The following is a 24,724-nucleotide window of genomic DNA, read 5'->3' as shown; positions in this document are numbered from 1 at the left end:
ATCAATCGTCAAACAAGGCTCTCATCAGGGTTTTAATACCCCGAAACATTAAATAAATAGCTCCCGCACAGGCTAAAATTCCCAAAATCAGAATAAACCAGTACAAAGGTTTATCCTGATTATTGAAGGCACTAAAAACCACAGCAGGGCCTATAAAGGCCAGGGGTAAAGCCCCGGCCAGAAATCTTACGCCTTTGGCCAAGGTTTCTTTATTGGTGTGTTTCATGGTCAATTGCTTTTCTTACACCTCCATGGAGTTTCAATAATTCTGCAGCTTTTTCTTCAGAAACTCCTAAAGCTTCAGAAATCAAAAGGCTTCCGCGCTTTTTGAGTTTGGCATTGCTCAGTTGCATATCTACCATTTTGTTGTCTTTTACTCGCCCCAGTTTGATCATCACTGAGGTGGAAATCATATTCAGGACCAGTTTTTGTGCTGTCCCAGCTTTCATTCTGGAACTCCCGGTGACAAACTCAGGTCCTACGATAACTTCGATCGGGAAATCGGAAACTTTTGAAATGGGTGAATTGGGATTACAAACTATACAGCCGGTTATGATTCCATGTTGCTGACAGGCTTTCAGGCCGCCAATAACATAGGGGGTAGTTCCAGAAGCAGCAATACCTATCACCACATCTTCTTTATGGATGTGATGGTTTTCAAGGTCTTTCCAGGCTTTATCGGTGTCGTCCTCGGCATGTTCTACCGCTTTTCTTATCGCCTTATCGCCCCCGGCGATGAGGCCGTTGACCAGGTCAGCAGAAACTCCAAAGGTGGGCGGGCACTCACTGGCATCCAGTATGCCGAGTCTGCCGCTGGTTCCTGCCCCGATGTAGAATAACCTTCCTCTCTTCTGAAGTTGTTCTGCGATCACGTCCACCAGGCTTTCAATGGCCTGAATTTCTTTCTGAACAGCTAATGGCACCAACTGATCTTCTGTATTCATATTTTCCAGAAGTTCATGGGTCGACATGTTTTCCAGATGTCTGTACTTTGAAGACTGCTCTGTGATCTTTTGAAATTCTTTACTCATTATTGAACGGTATAAATGACTTCATCTACTTCTGATAGTCCAAAATAACCAAAAATTAATTCGTCAGCATCATTATTATTCTTGATATTCCCTCTGACTGTAGCCGGTTGGGTTTCAAAAGGACCACCAGCACTTCCCGCCTGGGCCAGTAAAATCTCCAGGAAATTATAATAGCCTTTTGAAATTCCATGCAGCTGAATGGTTACAGGCATTCCAGGCTCCAGGTCTTCTTCAGAAAAGATATCAAATATCTGATTACCATCACTAAATTCATCATCGTTAATATCAAACTCGGGGAAAGCCAAGAATGGAGCGAAAAACTTGAATAAATAATAATTCTCAATGCCTTCAGGATCTGTATAAAAAACTTTTAGTTCTATATTTTCCCCGGAAAATCCGCCTGCATCGTCTTGTTCTATAAAATCTATGGGAACTACAGGTTTCAGGCTTTCCTCTGCTGAATAGACGCTCCCATTCACTTCTATGCTTAAGCTGTAAAGCTCATTCAGTGCGGGTTGAAAATTACCGGTGACATATTCACCTGGAGATGTTTCCACAAAAGTGAATTCAAGCCCGGAACTATTGCTTACCACAACCTTAGCCCCTGAAACCGGAATGGGTTCTTCTTCAAAAAAACCACGAGTCCGGCTAAGCTCTATGCTTTGGTTTGCTCCAGTAGATCCTTTTTCCCACTGCAAAATAGCATCCACTACAAGTCTTGACTTGGCTTCTTCCAGATCGACTTCCACAACGTCTTCGCAGGCTGTGAACACACAAACAAAACTTAGTAAAAACAAGAGTTTTCTCATCATTTAAAATTTAAAGCTATAACTCACAGAAGGGACTATCCCAAAAATAGAAAATCTTACGGCTTCATTCTGTCCTGTGGAAGGGTTTTGCTCAAAGTTGAGCGAAGCCGCATTTCTTCGGTTATACACATTATAAATTCCAAAATTCCACGACGAAGACCAGTTCTTTTTTCCCTGTTCCGGCGTGTAAGTAGCAGATACATCCAGTCTGTGAAAAGTGGGTAACCGGTTTAAATTTCTTCCTTCAAACACAGGAATATTCAGGTCCTGAAATTCGAACTGACCTACTGGAAAATTGACCGGACGTCCGGTTTGTAACACAAAATTACTGTTCAATTGCCACTTATCATTGAGCTCGTAGCTGCTGGTCAAAGAGATGTCATGGGTTTTGTCGTATCCATTGAGATACCAGTTCCCGTTGTTGATCCCGATTTCATCAGGCGTTCTTCCGGGAGTGCGCTGCTCGCTTCTGGATAAGGTATAGGACAGCCAGCCCGTGAGTCTTCCCGTATTTTTCTTAAGATAAAACTCCAGTCCGTAAGCTCTGCTTTCACCATTTAGGATGACACGCTCTATAGCATCATTGGCAATTAAATTGGCGCCATCTATATAATCAATCCTGTTATCGATGTATTTATAGAACACTTCGGTTTCCAGCGTAAAAGGGAGGTTTTTAAAATCTTTAAAGTAGCCCAGGGCATATTGATCTAATTTCTGAGGTTTGATGTAGGTACCACTTGGAGTCCAGACATCAAATGGAGTAGGGGATGATGTATTGGAGAGCAGGTGGAGGTTTTGGACCATTCTGTTATAACTTGCTTTAATAGAGGTGTCGTCATCCAAAAGATAAGATATTCCAAACCTAGGTTCCAGATTGATGAAACTTTCATTTACTTCGGAAGTGTTACCATCAATAGTTTCGATGGGTTCGGCTTCCACATAAATATCCCGGATTTCATCGTACAACAGCGGATTATCATTTGTATAGATATCGATTGATTCGTCTTCCATTCTCAAAAAAGCACTGAGTCTCAGGCCGTACTGGATATTTATCCTTTCACTCAGGGACTGACTCACAGAAATAAAAGCAGCATTGTCGAAGGCATATTTATTATCCAGGCTTCTTGGGTTTATAGGAGAGTCGGGTATGGTGGGTACAATTTCACCGGGGTTAACCTGATATCGGATTGAGCTTAATCCGTAGGAAAGGCTTAAAGCAGGATTGACGACCTGGTCAATTTGATAACTCACATTAAAGTTGGAAATGTTATTTTTGAAGTTGAAGCCCACCAGGGCTAAATCGAGCTCATAGTTATACTGGCTGAAGGAAAAATTCAATCTTGAACTGGTGTTTTTATCGAATTTATGTTTCCAGTCTAAAATGCCAAAAGCATTACCGTAAATATTGGTAAAACTATCATTGATATTGACATAGTCCAAACCATAATATCCGGAGAAACTCAGAGAATTTTTCTCATCGATATTAAAGTTCAGTTTAGTATTTAAATCATAGAAATAAGCGGAGTTGGCATTATCCGTCAGTTTTAAAAATAAATGCGCATAGGTGCCGCGACCACTGAGTAAAAATGAACTTTTGTTTTTTTGAATTGGCCCTTCAAGCGTTAATTTACTTGAAATGACTCCAATGCCACCCTCACCTTTAAGCCTTTGGGTGTTACCTGTTTTTTGTTTGATATCCAAAACTGAGGAAACTCTTCCGCCGTAATTAGCTGGAATACCGCCTTTATAAAGCTTTAAATAATCTACCGCATCTGCATTGAAAATAGAGAAAAAACCAAAGAGGTGGGACGAGTTATAAACCAAAGCATCATCTATCAATATTAAATTTTGATCTGTAGCTCCTCCTCTTACATTAAAGCCCGAAGCACCTTCACCGGCATTGGAAACTCCAGGAAGCTGAAGTAAAGACCGAATCAAGTCCACTTCGCCAAAAATGACAGGAATTTTTTTAATGCTGGAAGCATCGAGTTTACCCACGCTCATTTCAGGATCTCTAATGTTGATGCCTTCTATGTTATCGGTAACAATGACTTCTTCCAGGTCTTCCGTCTGCGGAATAAGAGAGAAGTTTAGTGTTTTATCTGAATTTAGATTGATTTGCTTTTCAACAGTTTTGAAGCCTAGATACGTGACTTTCACGATATACGTACCTTCACCAAGTTGTATGGTGTAATCTCCCTTTTTATCGGTAACCGTTCCTCTATTTTTTTCAGCAATTAAGATACTTGCTCCAGCTATAGGTTCACCGGAATCGTCCGTGACTGTTCCTGCCAATTCATAGGACTGGCCGAAGCCAAGTTGCACCATACACAAAAACAGGAAAAAAGATAGAAATCTGATGGTTTGTTTTTTGTCAAATATATTTAACATGTCACGTATTACTTCTGAAAAAACCATTAAATAAAACCAAAAATTTTCACTGAGGTTTAGCGTTTTCGTGAAATGGTGAATCCATCTCGTACGGGGAGTAAAACAGTCTCTATTCTGGGGTCTTCTTTAAGCTTCAGATTGTATTCCAGTAAAGCTTTCGTGTCCTTGTCTTTAGGATTTAGCTCTTCTACAACTTTGCCGCTCCACAGCACATTGTCCGATAAGAGGAGTCCCCCCGCCTTCAGTTTATCAATGATTAATTCAAAGTAGAGAGGGTAAGAGGTCTTATCGGCATCGATAAAAACCAGATCAAATTCAGCATGGATTTCCGGGATGATCTGCCTGGCATCCCCGGTATATTGAAAAATCTGCTGTCCATGTCCACTTAGGTCGAAGTATTTTCTTTGCAAATCGTAAAGCTCTTCGTTGCGGTCTATGGTATGTATTTTCCCTCCTTTTGAAAGACCTTCGGCAAGGCATAAAGCAGAATATCCGGTATAGGTGCCTATTTCTAAAACGGATGCAGGCTTAATCAGCTTCGAGATCAAGCTTAGTATTCTGCCCTGATAGTGACCGCTCAGCATCCTGGGCTGAAGCACTTTTTGCCAGGTTTCTTTGGTCAAGCGTTGAAGTAATTCAGGCTCATCTTCAGTATGAGCTTCAACATAAGTTTGAAGTTCTTTTGAAATAAAATCCATTAACTGATGATCTTATTGACTAATTCTTCTTTTTTCTTTTGATCGTCACCAAAAAGCCACTGCAGAACGTTATCCGACCAGATTTCATCTTTTTCTATTTCGGTGATGACCTTTTGCTCTAAAGCCAGGTCCAGAATCTTCCCAGGATAGGACGACTGGGGCTCGCTTTCCATTTCGCCCAGTGGATAGGGATCATCCAGACCCGCGAGGATCTGGGAGCTTTTCTGGTTTTCTAAAAGCAGTTTTAAAGACCGGGTATCATGAACCAGGGTGTCAAAGAATATATTTTTATGTCCAACCGATTTTCGGGGGTGAACTTTACCTTCAAATAAATCTGGCCGACCATCAAAACCCTGAATACGTCTGCCCAGATTGATTTGTGCCAGCTGACCTCCGTGTGCAAAACACACGCGCATATTGGGATACTTGTCCGGGTAGCCGTTCAGGGTTAAAAAATGATACGCATCGGCACACTGAGCCAGCATCCAGATGAGGTGAAAGCGCCAGGATGTGTTTTCGAGTTTGATGAATTTTTCACCGTCATAGGGATGAATTTCAACGGCCAGGTTATACTTGCTCGCCAGTTCAAAAATGGGTTCATTTTCTTCATCAAAAATACATCGCCAGGTACCTATGCTATCCATATAGTGAGTCGGCAGACAAAGCAATTTTAGATCCAGCTCCTCCACGCAGCGCTCGATTTCCCAAAGGGCACCTCGCACAAAACCGGGATGTACGACAAATCCACAGGTGAATTTATTGGGGTGATTTTGTTGAATCTTGGCATTGAAGTCATTTTGAAAACGCAGGGCTTTTTTCATTTCTTCCACGCGAAGCCCGTTTCCGTATAGCTGAGATAAGTTGAGAACAACGGCATGGTCGATGTTGTAACGCTCCATCCATTCCAGCTTCTCGTTAAGAAAAAAACTAGAATCGGTAACCGGACGCTTCCAGCCTTTTTGAAGCATGAATTTTTTATCATCATCGATCCAGAAAATTTCCTTTTCACGCATGAAATCCGGAATCTCTTCAGGATAAGGAAGCAGATGAGAATGACCGTTGATTCTTAGTTTTCGTTTTGACATCTCTATGTTTTAAATTTTCTACTATCTAACTTCTAACTTCTAATATCTCTCCCTCTAATCCTCTATCAGATTTTTCATCTTCCAGGCCTCATAGGTGTTGAGGATAAGTCCGGCAATAGTCATAGGGCCTACGCCTCCCGGAACAGGAGTGAGGTAACTTGCTTTTTGAGAAACGTCCTCAAAATCACAGTCCCCAACCAGTTTGCCTGAGTCTAAACGATTGATGCCCACATCGATCACCACGGCCCCTTCCTTGATCATGTCTGAAGTCAAAAAACCAGGCTTTCCGACAGCCACGATAACAATATCCGCTTTCCGGGATTCTTCTTTGAGCAGCGCTTTTGGGGTGTGAATATCGCAGGAGGTTACCGTAGAACGGCCCACTTCAAAGTCATTTCCCAGCATGATGGAAATGGGTTTTCCAACAATATTGGATCTTCCAATCACGACGACATGCTGACTGTTGGTTTGAATATCATAATGCTGAAGCAGTTTCAAAATGCCGTAAGCCGTGGCCGGACGCATCGATTTTTGCCCCAAAGCCATTTTTCCAAAATTGAGGGGATGAAACCCGTCAATATCTTTATAGGCACTGATTTCGTTGATGATGGAGTTAGGATCGATATGGTCGGGGAGTGGTAATTGAACGATGAACCCGTCAAAATGGGATTTGTTCAATTTTTTGATTTCTGAAATCAGTTCAAAGGTAGAAATAGACTCCTCAAACCGAATCACTTTGTGATTGATCTCAGCTTTATCGCATGCCTTTATCTTTCCACGAACGTAAGACTCACTTGCCGCATTTTCACCCACCATAACAATAGCTATGCTTGGCCGGGACAAATTGTAGCCCAGATGTTTTTTTTCGATATGATGGTCTATATCTGTTTTTACTTTTTTTAGGATTTCTTTGGAGACTGCTTTACCGTCTAGTAACTTCATGGCTTATGAATTAAGGTCAAAAATCAGTTCGTCGTGTTCCGCTTTTTCGGAAACTTCAAGGACCAAATTTAATTTTTCTTTAAGACTCATCTCAGGTTTCAGGATATTTTTTCTCAGCATTTCCTGAATCACCAGATCCTGAGCTCGTCCCTGACGTATGGCTTTCGAATAAGGCAGATCTTCCCTGAACGTGACCAGCGCATATTTGGAATAATATGCTGAAGGAAATTCATTTTCAAAATCCAGTTCCAGTTTTCGCTTTTCTAAAAACACTTTGTCGGCCGTATGCGATTTCATTTCATGGAAATTGTCCAGGGCCAAATCAGCAATAGCATCTGCATCGGGTTTTCTGTGTTTGCTAAACTGCTCAAAAGTGACCTCAAGATCAAAATCAGAGTCTGCCAGCATCTTATCAAACTCAACCACATCTTCAAAAGAGGCATTCATGCCCTGTCCGTAAAACGGAACAATAGCGTGTGACGCATCTCCCATCAACAGGGTTTTTCCATAGGTCCAGGGGAAACAGCGAATGGTGCCCAGCGGGGCTGTTGGGTTTTCAAAAAAATCAGTTTTTAAATCGGGCATCAGTTGGTAAGCATCCGGATAGACTTCCTTAAAGTACTCCTCAACTAATTCTTCAGTAGTCAAATTATTGAAGTTGTATTTACCGCCTTCATAAGCCAGAAACAAGGTTACCGTAAAGCTCTTATCCATATTGGGCAGGGCAATCAGCATGTTCTCACCTCGTGGCCAGATGTGTAAAGCCCCTTTTTCCGTGGCGTAATCACCGTCTTTGGATGCAGGAAAGGTCAGTTCTTTATAGCCATGGGTCAGGAAATCCTGAGAACGACTAAATAAAAATCCTTTTTCCTTTTCCATCTGCTGTCGCACCACAGAACCCGCGCCGTCTGTCCCGATAATATAATCGGCCTGCAGGGTAAATTCTGAACCTGTCCGACTACCAGATTCAGGCGGGTGTGTCTCTGCCTGCTTAAAACTGGCGTTTGCCTGCTTCAGGTCCACGTGGGTACAGGTGTTTCCAAATTGAATCTCGACATTGGGATAGGTTTCCAGCTTGTCTAAAAGCAGGGCGTTAAGCCCCGTTCTGGAAATGGAATTGATGTATTCACCCTCTCTGCCACTGTATTTTGAAAGCTGCATCTCACCCTGGGGGTTGTGTAGCATTCGACCATACATCGGGATACAAAGGCTTTCCACTTCTTTCTCCAGACCTACCATTTTTAGCCCTTTAAGCCCCCGGTTGGATAAGGCCAGATTGATGGAGCGGCCGGCGGACAGTTTCGCTTTGCGTAAATCTGATCGCTTTTCAGTTAGCGTCACGGGATATCCCAGCTGCGCGAGCCTCAATGCGAGGAGTGAACCACAAAGTCCGGCACCGATGATGAGTATATGTTCTTTAGTGGTCATGTAGACAGTGTTTTAAAAGGTGTACAAATTCATAGACGTCTGTAAATGAATTATAAAGCGGGGCAGGAGCAATGCGAATCACATCGGGTTCCCTCCAGTCGGCAACAAGGCCTTTTGCTGTGAGCTGATCAAACAGGGAACGCTCGGCATTTTTCATTTGGATAGATAGCTGGCATCCGCGTTCTTCCGGTGACCGGGGCGTCAAAATCGAAATACCCTCATGATCGAGTTCATCAATTAAAAATTCAAGAAAACCCGTCAGTTTCACCGACTTTTCTCTCAGCTTATCAAAACCCGCTTTTTCAAACAGATCCAAAGATGAGCGTGTTCCGGCCAGGGATAAAATCGGTGGATTGCTCAACTGCCAGCCCTCTGCCGTTGGGGTAGGATCAAAATCCTTACGCATATTGAATCGTGATGCTTTGTTATGTCCCCACCAGCCTACAAATTTATTGAGGCTTTGATTTTGAATGTGTTTTTCATGAACAAAGCAACCCCCAAGACTACCAGGCCCGGAATTCAAATACTTATAAGTACACCACACGGCAAAGTCAGCGCCGATGTCGTGTAAGTTAGGCTGAATGTTGCCGGCTCCATGGGCCAGGTCGAAACCCACTGTGATGTTTTCGTCCTGACAGCCTTTGGCAATGCGTTGCAGGTCAAAGGCCTGACCGGAATAGTAGTTGGTGCTGCCTACCATCACCAAAGCAATTTCATCTTTATGGGTTTCCAGAAGCTCTTCAAAATCTTCGTGTCGGCAAAGGTGTTCTCCGGGTCTGGGATTCCAGAGAATCAGGCCTTCTTTAGGATCGATGTTGTGAAATTTCAGCTGAGACTCCACCGCATACTTATCGGAAGGAAACGCATCGCTTTCGATCAGGATTTTGAATTTTTTGCCAGTCGGTTTGTAAAACGATACCATCATCAGGTGAAGATTGACCGTCAAGGTATTCATGATGACGACTTCCTCTGGTTTTGCACCCACGATTTTAGCCATGGGGATAGCTAAATCTTCATGGGAGGTCAGCCAGGGAGTTCTGGCATCCGTATGTCCTTCCACCCCAAATCTGGCCCAGTCGTCTAATTCCTGCTGAACATAGTCGGCCGTTTGTTTTGGCTGGAGCCCAAGAGAATTTCCGCACAGATAAATCTTGGGAGAACCGTCTGCTTTGACCGGGAAGTGAAACTGATTTCTAAAGTGGTGTAAAGGATCATTTTGATCCTGTTCTTCTGCAAAAGCCCTGGAATTGTCGTATTTCATAAATTAATTGACGCTTATATCGGTAAAGAAAATTTTAAACTGGCCTTCTTTGGTGTTATGCATTTCAGCAATCTTGAGGCCTTTGAAGTCCTGGTAATCTTCCCAGGTGGTTGCCAGTCTTGGTTCATCGCTTCCACTTGGGGTATAGGACCATTCACGTATCATGTTATCTTTATCTACATAAATGTGGTAGGTATCTCCAGGGGTATAACCTGCTTCATCTTTATACATAATGGCGATTTCCTGCATCATTTCGCCCGAAACCGGAGAGACGACCTGCTCCGCAACTTCATAATTGAAATTTTCATCCCAGATCAACTGAAACGGGAACAACAACCAGTATTTATCATTCACAAATCTTCTGTCTACATAAGCGATTTCTTCTTCAAAGCCATTGGTGTTATACGTAAGGGTAGTGTCTGGAGTCGACAATGACACCTCGCCTGTTTTAGGCTTCCATTTCCAGGAACGGCTGGAGATATTATCGCCGCTTTGTGCATTGAAGGTGTAGGAAATGGAATCTACCTCAGACCAGTTCTCGTAACCGTTGGCATAGGCAATTTCTTCCAGAATGCTCCAGTTTTTTTCTGAAGTAACTTCAGAAGTCGTCTCTGTAGTTGAATCTTCTGACTTATCTTTTTTCTGGTTGCAGGCTACCAGGAGCAGAAGGGATGCTAATAAAAGGGAAAAATGTTTCATAAGTTTATTTTTGAGTAAAGTTAGGTGATGCAAAAGGCTTCTACAAATAAAATGATTTGGAGAAGAATTTATTTAACAGGTGTAAGGATGCTTTACTGTTGATTTTATTTTGATTTATAATATACTTTGAAATCTGGGACAATTAATTTTTAATATTCACTAATATTGCCACCCTAAAAAAATCTAATTTGGTATGACTTGAGTTTAAAAAATAGAATTAATGTTGTTCGTAAACAAGCAACCAAATCGGTAACCAAAAAACTACTCAAACAGCAAAGCATCAGCCTTTTCAATCCGGATGAGATAAAGCGTGTTTTAATTACGCGCCCAAACCATCGGCTTGGCAATCAATTGCTTATTATGCCCTTGATAAAAGAAGTGCATCTGCAATTTCCCGAGGCCAAAATCGATTTATACCTCAAAGGTAATCTGGGAAAAGTTCTTTTTGAAAACTATGAGTATATCGATAAGATCATCAGATTACCTAAACAGCACTTTAAAGAACTGGGTCGTTATTTGAACTCGTGGTTTAGTTTGAGACAGCACAGCTATGATCTGGTGATCAATGCGGAAGCCTCTTCATCCTCCGGACGTTTATCAACCAAAGTTGCGAGAGCTAAACACAAATTTTTCGGGTACGAGCGAGAAATGAAGCTTTTTGATGCGGCTGATGTCGCTCATATCTCAAAATATCCCATTTACAGTTTACGCTACTTTCTGAAGCAGTCTCTTGTAGAGAAATCACTGCCGGATTTAGAACTTAAAATGACCGGTAAAGAATTAGGTCAGGGAAAACAATTACTGGCGACCTATGCTGATTCAAATAAACCCACGATTTGCCTGTACACCTTTGCGACAGGTAAAAAATGCTTTTCAAAAGTATGGTGGAATCATCTTTATCTGGCCTTAAAAAAAGAGTATCCCGATCATAACATCATTGAAGCTTTGCCGGTAGAAAATGTGTCGTCCTTAGACTTTAAAATCCCCGCTTTTTATAGTAAAAACATCAGAGAACTGGCATCGTTTATCTCTCAGACGTCGCTTTTCATTACCGGAGATTGCGGGATCATGCATCTGGCTGCAGCGACAAACACACCTACCATTGGGTTGTTTAATGTCACCGTAAAAGCGATGTACGAGCCTTATAACGTGGCCTGTTTAGGGATTGATACCAACCAGAAAAGCGCAGAAGACATTTGCCAAATCCTGAGGACCTCTACAGAAAAGCTGAACTTTTCTACACCTATAATTTGAGTTTTAAAACTCATCTTAAGACCTTTGAAGTTTACGGTGATCTATAAGTTGTAATCTGGTTTTAGGCCAATTCTTTAATCTTTCACCGATATAGATGCCAGGGCTCTGCCCCTTGGTACATATATTTTATGCATGTTTTACGAAGATTTGAGGGCTCTGCCCTCTTTTTTAAGGGCGTAGCCTAATAGTCTTCATGTCCTAAGGGAATGCATATATGAAAGCGTGAGCCCAATAATATTTATAACGAAAAACACCTGGAAGGGGCATCGCTCCGCAATCTTCATAGCCTAAGATGGCGAGGTATATGAGAGGGGCGTAGCCCTGACATCTTAGTAAGAGTGCGAGTAAACATGATAGGGGCGTTAGCCCTACGATCTATGTGACCAAGTGAGGTGAGGTATGTGAGAGGGGGCGTAGCCCCGCAATCTTTGTAAAACGAATAATAGAATGCAATAATAAGGAGCGTTAGCCCTGACATTTAAATTGAAATTATTCACCATTATTGCTTTTTCATATAAACCACTTACTAATTACATTATTATTGCTAAAAGTACGTTTTAGTCGTAATTATGTTACGGTTAAACCGTAAATATTGATGATATTCTAAAATTTAACACGAAAAATTACGCTCTACCGTTTTTTTTTTTTTTAGGTTTGAATCAACAAACTATAACTCTATTCAATATGAAAGTGTTCTTCTAGCTAGAAAAAAAGGAAGCGCTTTTCGGGATGAAAAGCGCTCCACAGATTTAAGACATGAAAATTCATATCTCTAACGTATTGCAATGATACGAATTTTTCATGAGGATGTGTACAGCCTTGAGCTGAGACTCGATGTAAACCATCGAAATTTTATTATAATAATTTTAAAATAAATATCATGAAAAAAGTAATATTAACTTTCGCACTAAGTACTTTAGCATTAGGAATGAATGCTCAAACCGAAGAAATAAAAGAAATCGGTGATACTAGTGAATGTATGGATGAAGCTTGGGCTGCTGGAACAGAAGCTGGCGAACAAGCAGGAGGTGTGGATACAATGTGGGGATCAGTAATTGCTTACATTGAAACTGATAAATATTACAGAGAAAATTGCCTATAATGATAACGCCCCACTTAAGTGGGGCTAATTTTTAATCAAATGATAAATAAAGTCACTATTATTGTTTTGATTTTATCAATTTCTATTTCAAGCTTTAGTCAAGATCAGGCAAAAATTGAGTATAGATATATAAATCTGACAAAACAATATATTTCAAGCGATGATAATAAACCTAAACAAAAAACACCAGGTTACGACCTACAAAAAATTATAGAAGAGTTACCTTTTGTACTGATTTTTGATGGATCTAAAAGTGTCTTTAAAATTGAAAAAAGAATGGGAGTTGGTGATAAATCTATAACTCATAATCAACTCACTTCGATGTTGCCAGAAACTTATATTGACTATAACAATAATACACGATATGATTATACTGAAATTAGCGGCCAAACTTTTTTAGTCAAAGAAAAATTAAATGTCAATTGGAAAATAACTGGCGATATAAAATTAATTAAAGGCTACACATGTAAAAAAGCTATTCAATTTGATGAAAATGAAAACATTAAAATGGAAGCATGGTTTGTGCCAGACATACCTTTGAGTATAGGGCCATCTTATGCTGTAGGTTTACCAGGCCTAGTCATACAAACAAAGCAATTTAACAAAAAAGGAGAGGCATATTCAGGTTTTGAATTTGTTAATATTGATTTTTCAAAACAAAAGGAAATTATAATCCCAAATCATAATACTATAACTGAAAAAGAATTTACAGATATTATGAAAGGTTCAAGGCAATAATATCATAAAATGAACCATTTAAATGTGTTCAACTTTAACTAAAATGCTCATCGATAAATTTCATATGAATAAATGATTTTATCTTTCAATTATTGCAGGTAATGTGAAGACCCAGGTGGTTTTAAGACTAATTCGAATGTGAAAAAACAAACAGATTAAAAACTTACAAAAAACCAGATCAACTTAAGCTTTCATAAAAATGGACCTCAGTAAAATTTCAACAACATTTTAAAGTATACCATGAAAAAAAAAATCTCGTTCATTGTTTCATTCGTTTTTTGCTTGCAACTATGTTTTGCTCAAAATTATAAAATTGAATATAAAGCCTCAATTGTTGGTTTTGATTTAAATACAGAGCAAGGAGAAAAATTGGGTAAAACTCAAAAAGCTTTTGTTCGAAATTTAAATAGGAAAAACGAAAAACTTTCTGAGTTAATTACAATAGAGGTTATATCCAATTCTGACTCTTACATGATAAGCTTCAGTGATGTTATGCTTATTGACGGCTTAAATGGTTCGGATTTAAAAACTGCTAAATATGGGATTTCAGCTTTTCCTAGAATATACAATAGGGATGGTGTGTCTTTTGGATTTTCATCTTCGTTTGATGATGTTGCAGTTAAATCTATTTCAAAGGGGTATTTCAACTGGGAAATTACTAAAGTTTCAAAAACCATTTTGGGATATAAATGTTTTAAAGCTGTTTCTGTTATAAACGAAGGTTATAAATTACCAGATAGAGTTTTCATCCCAGAAGAAGTTTGGTTTGCACCAGAATTGAACTTTATAGCTTCTCCTGGTGTTTTTGGAGATGTGCCTGGAGCCATTTTAGAATATAAAACCGGAAGGGCTCTAATAAAAGCTATATCTGTAAATCAAACCGATCGAGAAGTGAAAGAATTAGTTTTAGAGGATTATGAAACAATTAGCTATAAAACTTATAACGAAAGAATAAGAGAACGTTCCAACAAAATGTTTAACAATTGATTCTATGAAAAGACTAGCATTATTAGTTTGTATATTTTACTTGACGAGTTATTCTCAAAATTTCAAAATAACCTATGAATATGAAATACCACCACCTGATTTTCCTGAGAAAACAGGAAAATACTTAGTAGATCACTTTACAAAAGAAAAAAAAAGATACAATCAAATCAGTGAATTTTTGAACGTTGTGATGATATCAAACGGTGAAACGTACTACACCACATTTAATAAACTGATGGAAAGTGATCAATTTGATGCTACTTCTTTAACATCTGCGAAACTTCTAGTCACCTCGGTTTATCCCATTTATTACGATAGAGGTACGAGTCTGGCTAATAATTTACTTTTTTCAGATCGAGTTGTAGAGGTTGATAATGAGGACTATTTGACATGGGAGATTTTAAATGAAACTAAAACTATTTTAGGTTTTAAATGTTTTAAAGCACTACCAAAATTAAATCCCAATAAACCAAACATTAAGTCAAGTTTTATGCCTGTACATGTATGGTTTGCACCAGGTCTAAATTTTAAGGCTAGCCCAAGTGTATTCGGAGATCTGCCAGGAGCAGTTTTAGAATTGGAGAATCATAACTCAACTTTAAGGGCTATTGAAGTTCAAGAGACAAAAGAAAAGCCGCAAATAATAAAATTAAGATCAGGTCAGGAATTAACTACTTATGAAGCTTTAGATAAAAGGGCTCAAAAAGCGCATTCAGACTACATGGATAATTAAAAGCTTTTCCTACCTGCCAGAAAATCATTAACCTAGTCCATATATGTTTAAACGTTTTGCATGTTTTTTTATCCTTTCAATATTCACAACTGTTACATCTGCACAATCCTTCCAGCTCGAAGGCTTTATCAGCGATAGTCTAGACAACCCGCTAGCCAATACCAATGTGATTGCTACGCCTTTACAACAGGCCAATGCCCAAATCAAGTTTAGCATCAGCAGCTCCAAGGGAGAGTATAGACTGAAGTTGGAAGAGAATCAACCGTATTTAATCGAAATCACGCATTTGGGTTTTAAAAAAATTACGGATACCGTTCAATTATCTGAGAACGTATCCAGAAATTTTGTGATGCAGGAAAGCACCGAAAGTTTGGAAGAAATCCTGATTAAACAGGAAATGGCAGTGATCGTGAAAGAAGACACCATCACGTACCGGACCGACCAGTTCAAAACCGGGGAGGAGCGCAAGCTGAGAGACATACTTAAAAAACTGCCAGGCATTGAAGTAGATCGGGAAGGCAATGTGACCGTCAACGGAAAGCCTGTGACCAAACTCATGGTAGATGGTAAGGCTTTTTTTACGGGAGATGAAAAGTTGGGCGTCAATAATATCCCTGCCGATGCTGTGGATGAGGTAGAAGCTCTGGATAATTATAGCGAAGTGGCTTTTCTAAAAGGTCTGGAAGACAGCGATAAAATGGCCTTGAACATCAAACTCAAAGACGGAAAAAAGAAATTTGTATTCGGAGACGTAGAAGCGGGAGCAGGAGTAGAAGATCGCTTTTTACTGCATCCTAAACTGTTCTATTACAGCCCTAAAACCGCCGTGAATGCGATTGGCGATTTTAATAATACGGGTCAAAAGTCCTTTACCATCCAGGATTATTTAGATTTTGAAGGGGGTATGGCCTTGGCTCTGGAAGACCAGGGAGCGTATTCCAGATTGTATTCCGATGATTTTGCTCAGTTCTTAAGAGAAGATGATTTCGTCTTCAATAAAAATGATTTTGGAGCGGCCAGTCTCTCCCAGGAACTTGGCGGAAATTTTAGTTTGGATGCTTACAGTATTTTCAATAAAAGCAAGATGAGAACACAAACGCTTCAGGACATCACTTACCAAACTACAGAAGCGCCAGATGAAGTGAGAGACCAGTCTAATGATAACGATTTATTATTTAGTATCAGTAAGATCAAATTAAGGTATGACAATAATGATGATACCGACCTGCGGGCCAATACCAATTTTAAATACAATACAGCCGAGGCGCAATCCCTTTTAACTTCTGAAGTGGGGAATTCTAGTCGGTTTATCAATACCAATACCCAGCCGGAAAATTTTGAGTTCCTACAAACCTTCAATCTCAATAAACAGTTTTCGTATAAACACACCTTAAAACTGGAAGCTAAAATCAAAAGTGAAGACCAAACTACCGACAGACTTTGGGATTTCAACCAGGCTTTGTTTACCAATATCATCCCTTTGGTAGATGAAGGTGATGATTTTAGGCTCAACCAACTCAACCAAAAGCAAGTCAGCAATCTTAGTGTGAATGCAAAACACTACTGGGTGCTGGCCGATTTTCATCATATTTATCCGGTAGCAGGGGTGGACTATTTCAACTATAACCTAAGCACGCTCGATGAGCAGATTTTAAACGATGGCAGCACCAATAGTTTTGAGTCAGCAGGATTTAATAATCAAATGGATTTTAAACTGTTTAAGGCCTCTTTAGGATTTCAATATAAAACTCAGATTGGAGAACTGGTGTTACGGCCAGGGCTGGTGGTCCAAAATTATAACTGGAACATTTCTCAATTTAATGAAGAACTTGTGAATGACCAGACGGCTATTCTGTTACCAGAATTTTATGCTGAATATGAATTCAAATCTTCAGAAAAACTGCGACTGAATTATAACCGCTATACCAATTTTGGAAATGCTTCCAGTTATGCCAATAGACTGAGTCTCCAGAGCTTTAACCGAATCCAGCGTGGGAATGAAAATCTGCAAAACCAAGTGTATCACTCAGCGAGTTTACTTTACAGTCAGTTTAATATGTTCAAGGGCTTATTTTATAATGCGCGTTTATCCTATACGCATCGCGAAAGCAGTATTCGGAATCAAACTCAGATAGAAGGTATCGACCAGATCAGCACCAGTATTTTTACCAACTTACCCGAAAATACGTACAGTGTATATGCTACGATCAATAAACGCATTCCAGATTTTACCTTTACTTTAGGAGGAAACACCAGCTTGTCAGACTATTCCAGAATCATCAATGATGAGGTATTGGATTATGAAAGTATCAACTTCGGTTATAATGCCAAAGTAAGAACGCGTTTTGATAAGCTACCCAATATAGAAACAGGAGTTAGACAGAGCTTTTCCAGACTAAATTCTGATGTTATCAACAATAAATTCACCACTCTATCGCCTTTTGCTAATCTTGAATATGATTTTGGTAACTTTATATTTGAATTCAATTACGATTACAACTATTTCGAAAATCAAACCACTGGAGATATCAATCGCTTTGAGCTGGCGGATACGTCTTTGTTTTATGGCAAAGAAGATTCAGCCTGGGGCTTTGAAGTCAATGCCACCAATTTATTTGATATCGGCTTCAAACGTCAAAACTCAGTGAATGAGTTTATCGTCTCCGACCGGCGGATTTTTGTACAGCCCAGGATTGTGCTGTTTAAGGTGATTTATAAGTTGTAAGACAAGGCCTTAATTCTTTTCTCCAAGCCTAGATGTCAGGGCTCTGCCCCTCGGTACATAAATTAAATTCGTAATCAAATAGAAGGTGAGGTATATGAGAGGGGCGTTAGCCCTGACATCTTAAAAGCGATGCGTCTAAGATTAGTCACCATCCTAAGACGGACATCACAGTAATACGTACTGAGCTTTGTAAACTTGTCCCGTCTTTTGGGACAAGTTTACAAGCCTGGACGCTAAGCTGAAATTAACTTAAGCTTTTAAGCTGAGTCTCGTAATGGATTTAAGCCAACTCAAAACAAATTCAGAAAAAAAACGATTTATAAGTCGAAAGCCTGTTTCAGTTTATCGACGTAATCCAGTTTTTCCCAGGTGAATAACTCGACCTGATGTTTGACTTCTCCAGAATAATCTGAGCGAAAGATTTTGGTGACGACTCTGGGTTCTTTACCCATGTGACCATAAGCCGCCGTTTCGCGATAGATCGGGTTGCGAAGTTTAAGACGCTCTTCGATCATTCCCGGGCGCATGTCAAAAATCTGTCTGATTTTCTTGGCAATTTCACCATCGCTGAGGTCGATGTGCTTGTTGGTTGTGTTCACCAAAATAGAGGTGGGTTCACTTACACCGATGGCATAAGACACCTGGACTAAAACTTCGTCGGCAATACCGGCAGCTACCATATTTTTGGCAACGTGTCTGGCCGCGTAAGCCGCAGACCTGTCCACTTTGCTGGGATCTTTGCCGGAAAACGCACCACCACCGTGCGCGCCTTTCCCGCCGTAGGTATCGACGATGATTTTTCTACCTGTAAGACCGGCATCGCCGTGGGGCCCGCCAATCACAAATTTCCCAGTGGGATTGATGTGGTAAGTGATATCGTCATCAAACAGAGCCTGGGTGTCTTCATCAAACAAAGCTTTGACTCTTGGAATCAGGATGGATTTGATGTCGTCGGCAATTTTCTTAAGCATGGCTTCATCTTCATCAAATTCATCATGCTGGGTGGAGACCACGATGGTATCGATACGCTGGGGCACATTATCATCAGAATATTCGATAGTGACCTGTGCCTTGGCATCTGGTCTTAGATAAGAAATCTCGTCGCCAACTCGGCGGAGTTTGGCCAGCTCTATAAGCAGCTTATGAGAAATATCCAGTGCCAAAGGCATGTAGTTTTCGGTTTCCCTGGTCGCGTAACCAAACATCATTCCCTGGTCACCGGCGCCCTGGTTTTCTTTAGACTCCTTGTCAACCCCCTGGTAAATATCCTGAGACTGCTCGTGAATCAAGGAAATGACACCACAGGAATCTCCGGAAAACTGATACGCCCCTTTGGTATACCCAATATCGTTGATCACGTCTCTGGCGATTTGCTGTACATCCAGGTAGGTATTGCTTCTTACTTCTCCTGCCAAAACCACTTGTCCTGTGGTGACCAGAGTTTCGCAGGCCACTTTGGACGAGGAATCGAAAGCTAAAAAAGAATCGAGTAAAGCATCGCTGATCTGGTCGGCGATTTTATCGGGATGTCCTTCAGAAACACTCTCTGAAGTAAATAAATATGACATAAAGTAAAGTTTAAGGTTATAGTCGAGGGAAGGATATACTATGACTACGGTCTCAAGAAAACTGCTTTAGCATTTTAAAAAAGAGGTTGCAATCAGTCAAATCCTTCCTCGGTGCAAACATAATAAATTTGAAGCATTCTAAATTGTATTAAGTTATTTTTAGCAGAGTTACGAATTAGATTGCTTTTTTTTGTAGAAAACAGACTATCATGAAAATTAGTTTACATAAAAAAAAGGAAAGTGATGTGCATTTCGAAGCTGAAAACAGCTTAGGGCACAAGATTGAGCTATACAATTCATCGGCTCCCAATCCCCAGGCACCCAGCCCCATGGAGTTGATTTTGATGGGAACTGCGGGCTGCAGCAGCATCGATATTGTGCATATTCTGAAAAAACAAAACCTGGAGATCGAGGATTTGGATGTAGAGGTGGAAGGTTTTAGAAAGGACACCGATCCCAAAATTTTCCATACCATTAAATTACTGGTAAAACTGAAAGGCGATATCCCTGCCAATAAAGCCCGGCGTGCGGCTCAGTTGTCATTCGAGAAGTACTGTTCGGTTTCCAAGATGCTGGACCAGACCGTAGATATTCAGTACAAGGTGGAGCTGAATGGGGAGGTTTTGGAGTAGGTAGTTAGGTCGTAGGGGGTAGGTTTTAGGGGGAGTAGTTTTTGAGTAAGTGAGTTAGGGAGTAGGTTTTAATATCACATTTTAAAAAGAGACCAGTGAGTCAATTCCCCTCCTTGGGAGGGGTTAGGGGAGGCTTCTCTCATACATGAAATACGGCTGGATTTTGACTTTGTAGGCTTCCAGGTCAGTTTGCCAGCCCGCTCTTATTTCCCGTGCTGTTTTTCCCTGCTGAATTTGCTCCTGCAGGCTTGAATTTCCCGCTAGTTTATTAAAAAAATCATTGAAAAATGAGGCCGGGTCCTGGGTGTGATGATACGCCTGAAGCAGCCATTCCAAATTTACATAATCGAGATCGCTGTGATTTTGAAGATTTCTGCCAAAACAGAGTTCATTTTCATGTTTAGGATATTTGGCACCAGCGGTGGATTTGGGGACATATTCAAAATCAAAAACCAAAGGATCCAGGAATGGAGAGCCAAAGACCTGAAACTGCATGGACGTTCCCCGACCGGCATTCACATTGGTCCCTTCAAAAAAACACAAGCTCGGATACAGGTTGATGGATTTGGCATTGGGTAGATTTGGCGAAGGCTTGATGGGCAAATCATAGACCATCGACGGTGAATAAGCTTCCATGTCCACAATTTCCAATTCACATTGAATGCCGTTGTTGAGCCAGTGTTCTCCATTGATCATCTGAGCATATTCAGCAATGCTGAGTCCATGCACCACCGGGACAGGGTGCATGCCTACAAAACTTTTGAATTCTTCTTCCAGAACCGGTCCGTCTATATAATGTCCGTTTGGATTTGGCCGATCCAGAATGAGCAGCGGAATACCCTGCTCGGCGCAGGCTTCCATGATGTAATGTAAAGTGGAAATATAGGTGTAAAAGCGCGCCCCCACATCCTGAATGTCAAAGACCATGATATCGATATCTTCCAGGTGCTCCGGATTGGGTTTCTTCTGACTTCCATACAGTGAAATGACAGGAATGCCTGTTTTGGAATCTATGCCATCTTTGATGAGTTCGCCGGCATCGGCAGTGCCTCGAAATCCATGTTCCGGAGCAAAAACCTTTTTGATGTTGATATTACGATTCAAAAGTGAATCGACCAGGTGAACGTATTCCAGTTCAGAAGTAAAGATTACAGAGGTCTGATTGCCTACCACCCCCACTTTTTTATCCTGAAGTAAATCCAGATAAGCTTCCGTCCGGTTGGCTGCGACACCAAGGCTGCTAAAGGCTTTCGTTTTAGACTCTTGTGCCGTGCAAGAAATACATGCCAAAAGAATAAAATAAACTGTATTTTTGAATCTCTTTAAAACCATAGCTCAACTTGAATTTTGAATATTTTATTTCTAAACGCCTCGTTACTAAAACCGATCATAAAAGTAACATATCGGCTCCGATAATTAAAATTGCTGTTTCTGCGATAGCCATTGGGATTATCATGATGTTTGTAGCGATTAGCACCGGGTTTGGACTCCAGGATAAGATTCGGGAAAAGATTGCGGCTTTCAATGGTCATATGGTTATCAATAATTTTTCCAACAACCAGTCAAACGTCACCCAAAACCCGATCTCTACCCGGCAGGATTTTTATCCTGAATTTACTGCAGTTCCCGAAATTGAGCATATTCAGAAGGTAGCTACCAAATACGGCATCATCAGAACCGAAACCGATTTTGAAGGCATTGTCGTGAAAGGCGTAGGAGAGAACTACCGCTGGAAGTATCTGGAAGAATATCTGGTTAAAGGCCAGCTTCCGGTTTTTGATGACAAGATTAGCAAAGAAGTGCTGATTTCAGATTACCTGGCCAGTCGCCTGGGCTTTCAGGTCGGTGACAAACTTGTGGTTTACTTTGTAAGAGAAAACCAGGATCGTCTTCCAAGGTCTTTAGGCCTCACGATTTCAGGAATCTTCGATTCAGGATTCAAAGAATTCGATGAAACCTATGTGATTGCCGATTTGAGACAAATCCAAAGATTAAACAACTGGGAAGACCATCAAATCGGTCAGTTTGAATTGTTTGTAGAAGACTTTTCAGAGATTCAGGAGGTGGGCTATAAAGTGTATCAGGAAGTGGATTCTTTTCTGAATGCCAGCACCATCATCGAACTCTATCCCTCCATTTTTGAATGGTTGAAAATGTTCGATTTCAATATCATACTCATCATTGGCATCATGATTTTGGTAGCAGGCATCAATATGATTACGGCTTTGCTGGTGTTGATTCTGGAACGTACCCAGATGATAGGAATTTTAAAAGCCCTGGGCTCTTCAGACTGGTCTATCCGAAAAATCTTTCTTTACAATGCCGGGTTTTTGATTTTCAAAGGCTTGTTTTGGGGGAATCTCATCGGAATCTCCTTGTTACTGATTCAGAAATATTTAAAAGTGATTCCACTCAATCCTGAAACCTATTATGTCTCACAGGCTCCGATTTATCTCAGTCTGGATTATATTTTAGTCATCAACTTAGGAACTTTGCTCTTATGTGTATTGATGCTGTTGATTCCCTCGGTCATCATTACTAAAATTTCCCCGGTGAAAGCCATGAAGTTTGAATAAAGCTAGATTGGAATTAGTCTAAAGCTGAAAATTCAAAATTTGAATATTACTTTTTTATATTTGCGCTACTAAATAAAAATTATGGATTACGCTGAAAATATCCTTGGAACTATTGGTAAAACACCACTGGTAAAAATGAATAAAATGGTTGAAGAAATTGATGCTTTGGTTTTGGCTAAGTATGAGACCTTCAACCCCGGGAACTCTGTAAAAGACAGAATGGCTCTGCAAATGATCGAAGATGCTGAAGCCTGCGGAGCTTTGAAGCCCGGAGGAACGATTATAGAAGGAACTTCAGGAAATACGGGGATGGGACTGGCTTTGGTGGCCATCGTTAAAGGTTACAAAGTAGTTTGTGTCCTGAGTGATAAGCAAAGTAAAGAGAAGATGGATATTTTAAGAGCTGTGGGCTGTGACGTGCATGTCTGTCCTACAGATGTGGCACCAGATGATCCGCGTTCTTATTATTCAACCTCTGCGCGGCTGGCCAAGGAAACGCCAAATTCCTGGTATGTAAATCAATACGATAACCCTTCTAACTGTAAAGCGCATTTCAAAACTACCGGCCCTGAGATTTGGGAACAAACCGATGGTAAAATCACGCATTTTGTGGTTGGAGTAGGAACAGGAGGAACGATTTCAGGCGTGAGCAGTTATTTGAAAATGAAAAATCCGGACATTAAAGTCTGGGGTATTGATACCTACGGTTCCGTATTCAAAAAATACCATGAAACGGGTATTTTTGATGAAAATGAGATTTATTCTTATGTAACGGAAGGCATTGGAGAGGATATTCTGCCTTTAAACGTCAGGTTTGATGGCATCGATGGCTTTACCAAAGTGACCGATAAGGATGCTGCGGTGTATACACAGCGGCTGGCTAAAGAAGAGGGTATGTTTCTGGGGAATTCTGCCGGAGCCGCCGTGAAAGGACTTTTACAGCTGAAGGAACACTTCAAAAAAGAGGATGTAGTGGTCGTTTTATTCCACGATCATGGAAGCCGTTATGTAGGTAAAATGTTTAACGATGACTGGATGCGTGAAAAAGGCTATATTGAATAAATTTCCTGTAAAGTCTTGATTTGATCAGAATTTCCGATCACAATAATTTTTGAATTTGGTGTGAGTTGAATTTTTGGATTGGGATTGACGATGTATTCTCCATCTGCAGTCTTAAAACCTATAATGGTACATCCTGTTTTTTGTCTTAAGTCCAGTTCCAGGATTGTAGATGGTGTTTCGTGGTCAAAGAGTTGCTCAAAAGAGACTTGTTCAAGGTTAACGCTTTTACTGTCCCCATAACTTAAATTATCCCAAAACTCCAGTAAATCCGGACTAACAATTAAAGAGGCCATGTGCTGGCCTCCAATCTTATCCGGTAAGATGACATTATTTGCACCAGCCAGTTTTAGCTTTTTATAACTTGTTTCTTCCGTAGCTCGGGAAATGATTCTCAGGTTCTTATTGAGTTGTCGGGCACTTAACACGATAAATAAATTATCGGCATCGTCAGGTAAAGCCGTGATAAGATTACTGGCTTTTTCAATCCCTGCAGTGAGTAAAACATCGTCATCATTTGCATTTCCAACCAGGTACTGTTCAGGATTAAGGTCGCTTTTCTCCAAAACCTCCTGGTCCTTATCTATAACCAGAAAATCTCTATGAAACTCCATAAGCTTACTTGCTGCCTGTTGGCCATTTCTTCCATACCCGCAAACAATAATATGATCTTCCATTTTTTGAATATTTTTCAATTTACGTTTTTGCCTTAAATCATTCAAAGAACTGAAAGATATAAAATATTCAGTCACCACTGAAACTACAAACCCCAGGATAACAACACTTGAGAGTATAAGTATAGTGATGAATATTTTTGCTTCATCGGAAGGTAATACCACCTCCCTGTAGCCAACCGTTGTAATGGTGATGGCTGTCATGTAGAATGCATCTATCCAGTTTAAATCCATTATCTGTCACTCCCTGATATAGGTTGACCGTTTTAAAACCATTTTAAAGATGATAAAAAGCGGAAAACGTTTAGGACCAAGAAAGATTTATTCAGAAG

22 protein-coding genes are annotated in these 24,724 nt (G+C 40.4%); 9 read left to right on the top strand and 13 right to left on the bottom strand.

The window, feature by feature from the left end:
• Window position 1: 1 nt before the first annotated feature.
• The 10 genes from BLP81_RS10805 to BLP81_RS10760 are packed head-to-tail and all read right to left on the bottom strand — an operon-like array spanning window position 2 to window position 10,344.
• The gene (locus tag BLP81_RS10805) at window positions 2-226 is read right to left on the bottom strand and encodes a DUF6095 family protein (RefSeq protein WP_093368520.1); all 225 of its coding nucleotides are present in this window, start codon (window positions 224-226) and stop codon (window positions 2-4) included.
• The gene (murQ, locus tag BLP81_RS10800) at window positions 210-1,031 is read right to left on the bottom strand and encodes an N-acetylmuramic acid 6-phosphate etherase (RefSeq protein WP_093368517.1); all 822 of its coding nucleotides are present in this window, start codon (window positions 1,029-1,031) and stop codon (window positions 210-212) included. The genes BLP81_RS10805 and murQ overlap by 17 nt, the downstream gene beginning before the upstream one ends.
• On the bottom strand, window positions 1,031-1,840 hold the full coding sequence (locus BLP81_RS10795) for a DUF4249 domain-containing protein (RefSeq protein WP_093368514.1): 810 nt from the start codon (window positions 1,838-1,840) through the stop codon (window positions 1,031-1,033). Before BLP81_RS10795 ends, murQ begins: the two co-directional genes overlap by 1 nt.
• Window positions 1,841-1,843: 3 nt before the next feature.
• The gene (locus BLP81_RS10790) at window positions 1,844-4,231 is read right to left on the bottom strand and encodes a TonB-dependent receptor (RefSeq protein ID WP_093368707.1); all 2,388 of its coding nucleotides are present in this window, start codon (window positions 4,229-4,231) and stop codon (window positions 1,844-1,846) included.
• A gap of 56 nt (window positions 4,232-4,287) precedes the next feature.
• Window positions 4,288-4,929, bottom strand: coding sequence for an O-methyltransferase (locus tag BLP81_RS10785; RefSeq protein WP_093368510.1), 642 nt, complete (start codon window positions 4,927-4,929; stop codon window positions 4,288-4,290).
• Window positions 4,929-6,014 carry an amidohydrolase family protein gene (locus tag BLP81_RS10780; RefSeq protein ID WP_093368507.1) on the bottom strand — a complete coding sequence of 362 codons (1,086 nt, stop codon included), beginning with the start codon at window positions 6,012-6,014 and terminating at the stop codon, window positions 4,929-4,931. Before BLP81_RS10780 ends, BLP81_RS10785 begins: the two co-directional genes overlap by 1 nt.
• A gap of 54 nt (window positions 6,015-6,068) precedes the next feature.
• Window positions 6,069-6,956, bottom strand: a complete 888-nt coding sequence (locus BLP81_RS10775; RefSeq protein ID WP_093368504.1) for a bifunctional 5,10-methylenetetrahydrofolate dehydrogenase/5,10-methenyltetrahydrofolate cyclohydrolase — start codon at window positions 6,954-6,956, stop codon at window positions 6,069-6,071.
• 3 nt (window positions 6,957-6,959) lie between these two features.
• A complete protein-coding gene (locus BLP81_RS10770) occupies window positions 6,960-8,384 on the bottom strand; it encodes an FAD-dependent oxidoreductase (RefSeq protein WP_093368501.1) in 1,425 nt (474 codons plus the stop codon).
• Window positions 8,374-9,645 carry a kynureninase gene (gene kynU / locus BLP81_RS10765; RefSeq protein WP_093368498.1) on the bottom strand — a complete coding sequence of 424 codons (1,272 nt, stop codon included), beginning with the start codon at window positions 9,643-9,645 and terminating at the stop codon, window positions 8,374-8,376. The genes BLP81_RS10770 and kynU overlap by 11 nt, the downstream gene beginning before the upstream one ends.
• 3 nt (window positions 9,646-9,648) lie before the next feature.
• On the bottom strand, window positions 9,649-10,344 hold the full coding sequence (locus BLP81_RS10760; protein WP_093368495.1) for a hypothetical protein: 696 nt from the start codon (window positions 10,342-10,344) through the stop codon (window positions 9,649-9,651).
• Between the two features lie 198 nt (window positions 10,345-10,542).
• On the opposite strand from BLP81_RS10760, the gene BLP81_RS10755 reads away from it, so the two are divergent.
• The 6 genes from BLP81_RS10755 (at window position 10,543) to BLP81_RS10730 (ending at window position 17,883) form a co-directional block, all read left to right on the top strand.
• Complete coding sequence (locus BLP81_RS10755; protein ID WP_093368492.1) at window positions 10,543-11,598, top strand: glycosyltransferase family 9 protein; 1,056 nt, start codon at window positions 10,543-10,545, stop codon at window positions 11,596-11,598.
• 880 nt (window positions 11,599-12,478) lie between these two features.
• Window positions 12,479-12,700 carry a hypothetical protein gene (locus tag BLP81_RS10750; protein ID WP_093368489.1) on the top strand — a complete coding sequence of 74 codons (222 nt, stop codon included), beginning with the start codon at window positions 12,479-12,481 and terminating at the stop codon, window positions 12,698-12,700.
• A gap of 39 nt (window positions 12,701-12,739) precedes the next feature.
• A complete protein-coding gene (locus BLP81_RS10745) occupies window positions 12,740-13,438 on the top strand; it encodes a GLPGLI family protein (RefSeq protein ID WP_093368486.1) in 699 nt (232 codons plus the stop codon).
• 240 nt (window positions 13,439-13,678) lie between these two features.
• Entirely contained in the window at window positions 13,679-14,425 is a 747-nt protein-coding gene (locus tag BLP81_RS10740) for a GLPGLI family protein (RefSeq protein ID WP_093368483.1), read from the top strand.
• Between the two features lie 4 nt (window positions 14,426-14,429).
• The gene (locus tag BLP81_RS10735; protein WP_093368480.1) at window positions 14,430-15,158 is read left to right on the top strand and encodes a GLPGLI family protein; all 729 of its coding nucleotides are present in this window, start codon (window positions 14,430-14,432) and stop codon (window positions 15,156-15,158) included.
• 43 nt (window positions 15,159-15,201) lie between these two features.
• Window positions 15,202-17,883, top strand: coding sequence for a TonB-dependent receptor (locus tag BLP81_RS10730; RefSeq protein ID WP_093368476.1), 2,682 nt, complete (start codon window positions 15,202-15,204; stop codon window positions 17,881-17,883).
• A gap of 317 nt (window positions 17,884-18,200) precedes the next feature.
• On the opposite strand, the gene metK is transcribed toward BLP81_RS10730, so the two are convergent.
• On the bottom strand, window positions 18,201-19,451 hold the full coding sequence (gene metK, locus BLP81_RS10725) for a methionine adenosyltransferase (protein WP_093368473.1): 1,251 nt from the start codon (window positions 19,449-19,451) through the stop codon (window positions 18,201-18,203).
• A gap of 209 nt (window positions 19,452-19,660) precedes the next feature.
• Here metK and BLP81_RS10720 point away from each other — a divergent pair, with 209 nt between their 5' ends.
• Window positions 19,661-20,083, top strand: a complete 423-nt coding sequence (locus BLP81_RS10720) for an OsmC family protein (protein ID WP_093368471.1) — start codon at window positions 19,661-19,663, stop codon at window positions 20,081-20,083.
• Between the two features lie 123 nt (window positions 20,084-20,206).
• Here the strand turns inward: BLP81_RS10720 and BLP81_RS10715 are convergent, their stop codons facing one another.
• Entirely contained in the window at window positions 20,207-21,415 is a 1,209-nt protein-coding gene (locus BLP81_RS10715; RefSeq protein ID WP_093368470.1) for an exo-beta-N-acetylmuramidase NamZ family protein, read from the bottom strand.
• Window positions 21,416-21,423: 8 nt separating this feature from the next.
• Here BLP81_RS10715 and BLP81_RS10710 point away from each other — a divergent pair, with 8 nt between their 5' ends.
• On the top strand, window positions 21,424-22,659 hold the full coding sequence (locus BLP81_RS10710; protein ID WP_093368469.1) for an ABC transporter permease: 1,236 nt from the start codon (window positions 21,424-21,426) through the stop codon (window positions 22,657-22,659).
• 81 nt (window positions 22,660-22,740) lie between these two features.
• Complete coding sequence (locus BLP81_RS10705; protein ID WP_093368468.1) at window positions 22,741-23,721, top strand: PLP-dependent cysteine synthase family protein; 981 nt, start codon at window positions 22,741-22,743, stop codon at window positions 23,719-23,721.
• On the opposite strand, the gene BLP81_RS10700 is transcribed toward BLP81_RS10705, so the two are convergent.
• On the bottom strand, window positions 23,709-24,626 hold the full coding sequence (locus tag BLP81_RS10700) for a potassium channel family protein (protein WP_093368467.1): 918 nt from the start codon (window positions 24,624-24,626) through the stop codon (window positions 23,709-23,711). The two genes, BLP81_RS10705 and BLP81_RS10700, sit on opposite strands and share 13 nt — an antisense overlap.
• Window positions 24,627-24,724 lie beyond the last annotated feature (98 nt).

Origin of the sequence: Psychroflexus sediminis (assembly GCF_900099815.1) — a bacterium.
Lineage (GTDB): Bacteria > Bacteroidota > Bacteroidia > Flavobacteriales > Flavobacteriaceae > Psychroflexus > Psychroflexus sediminis.
Note: the sequence above shows the minus strand (reverse complement) of the source record. Positions and strands in the feature narration are given on the sequence as shown.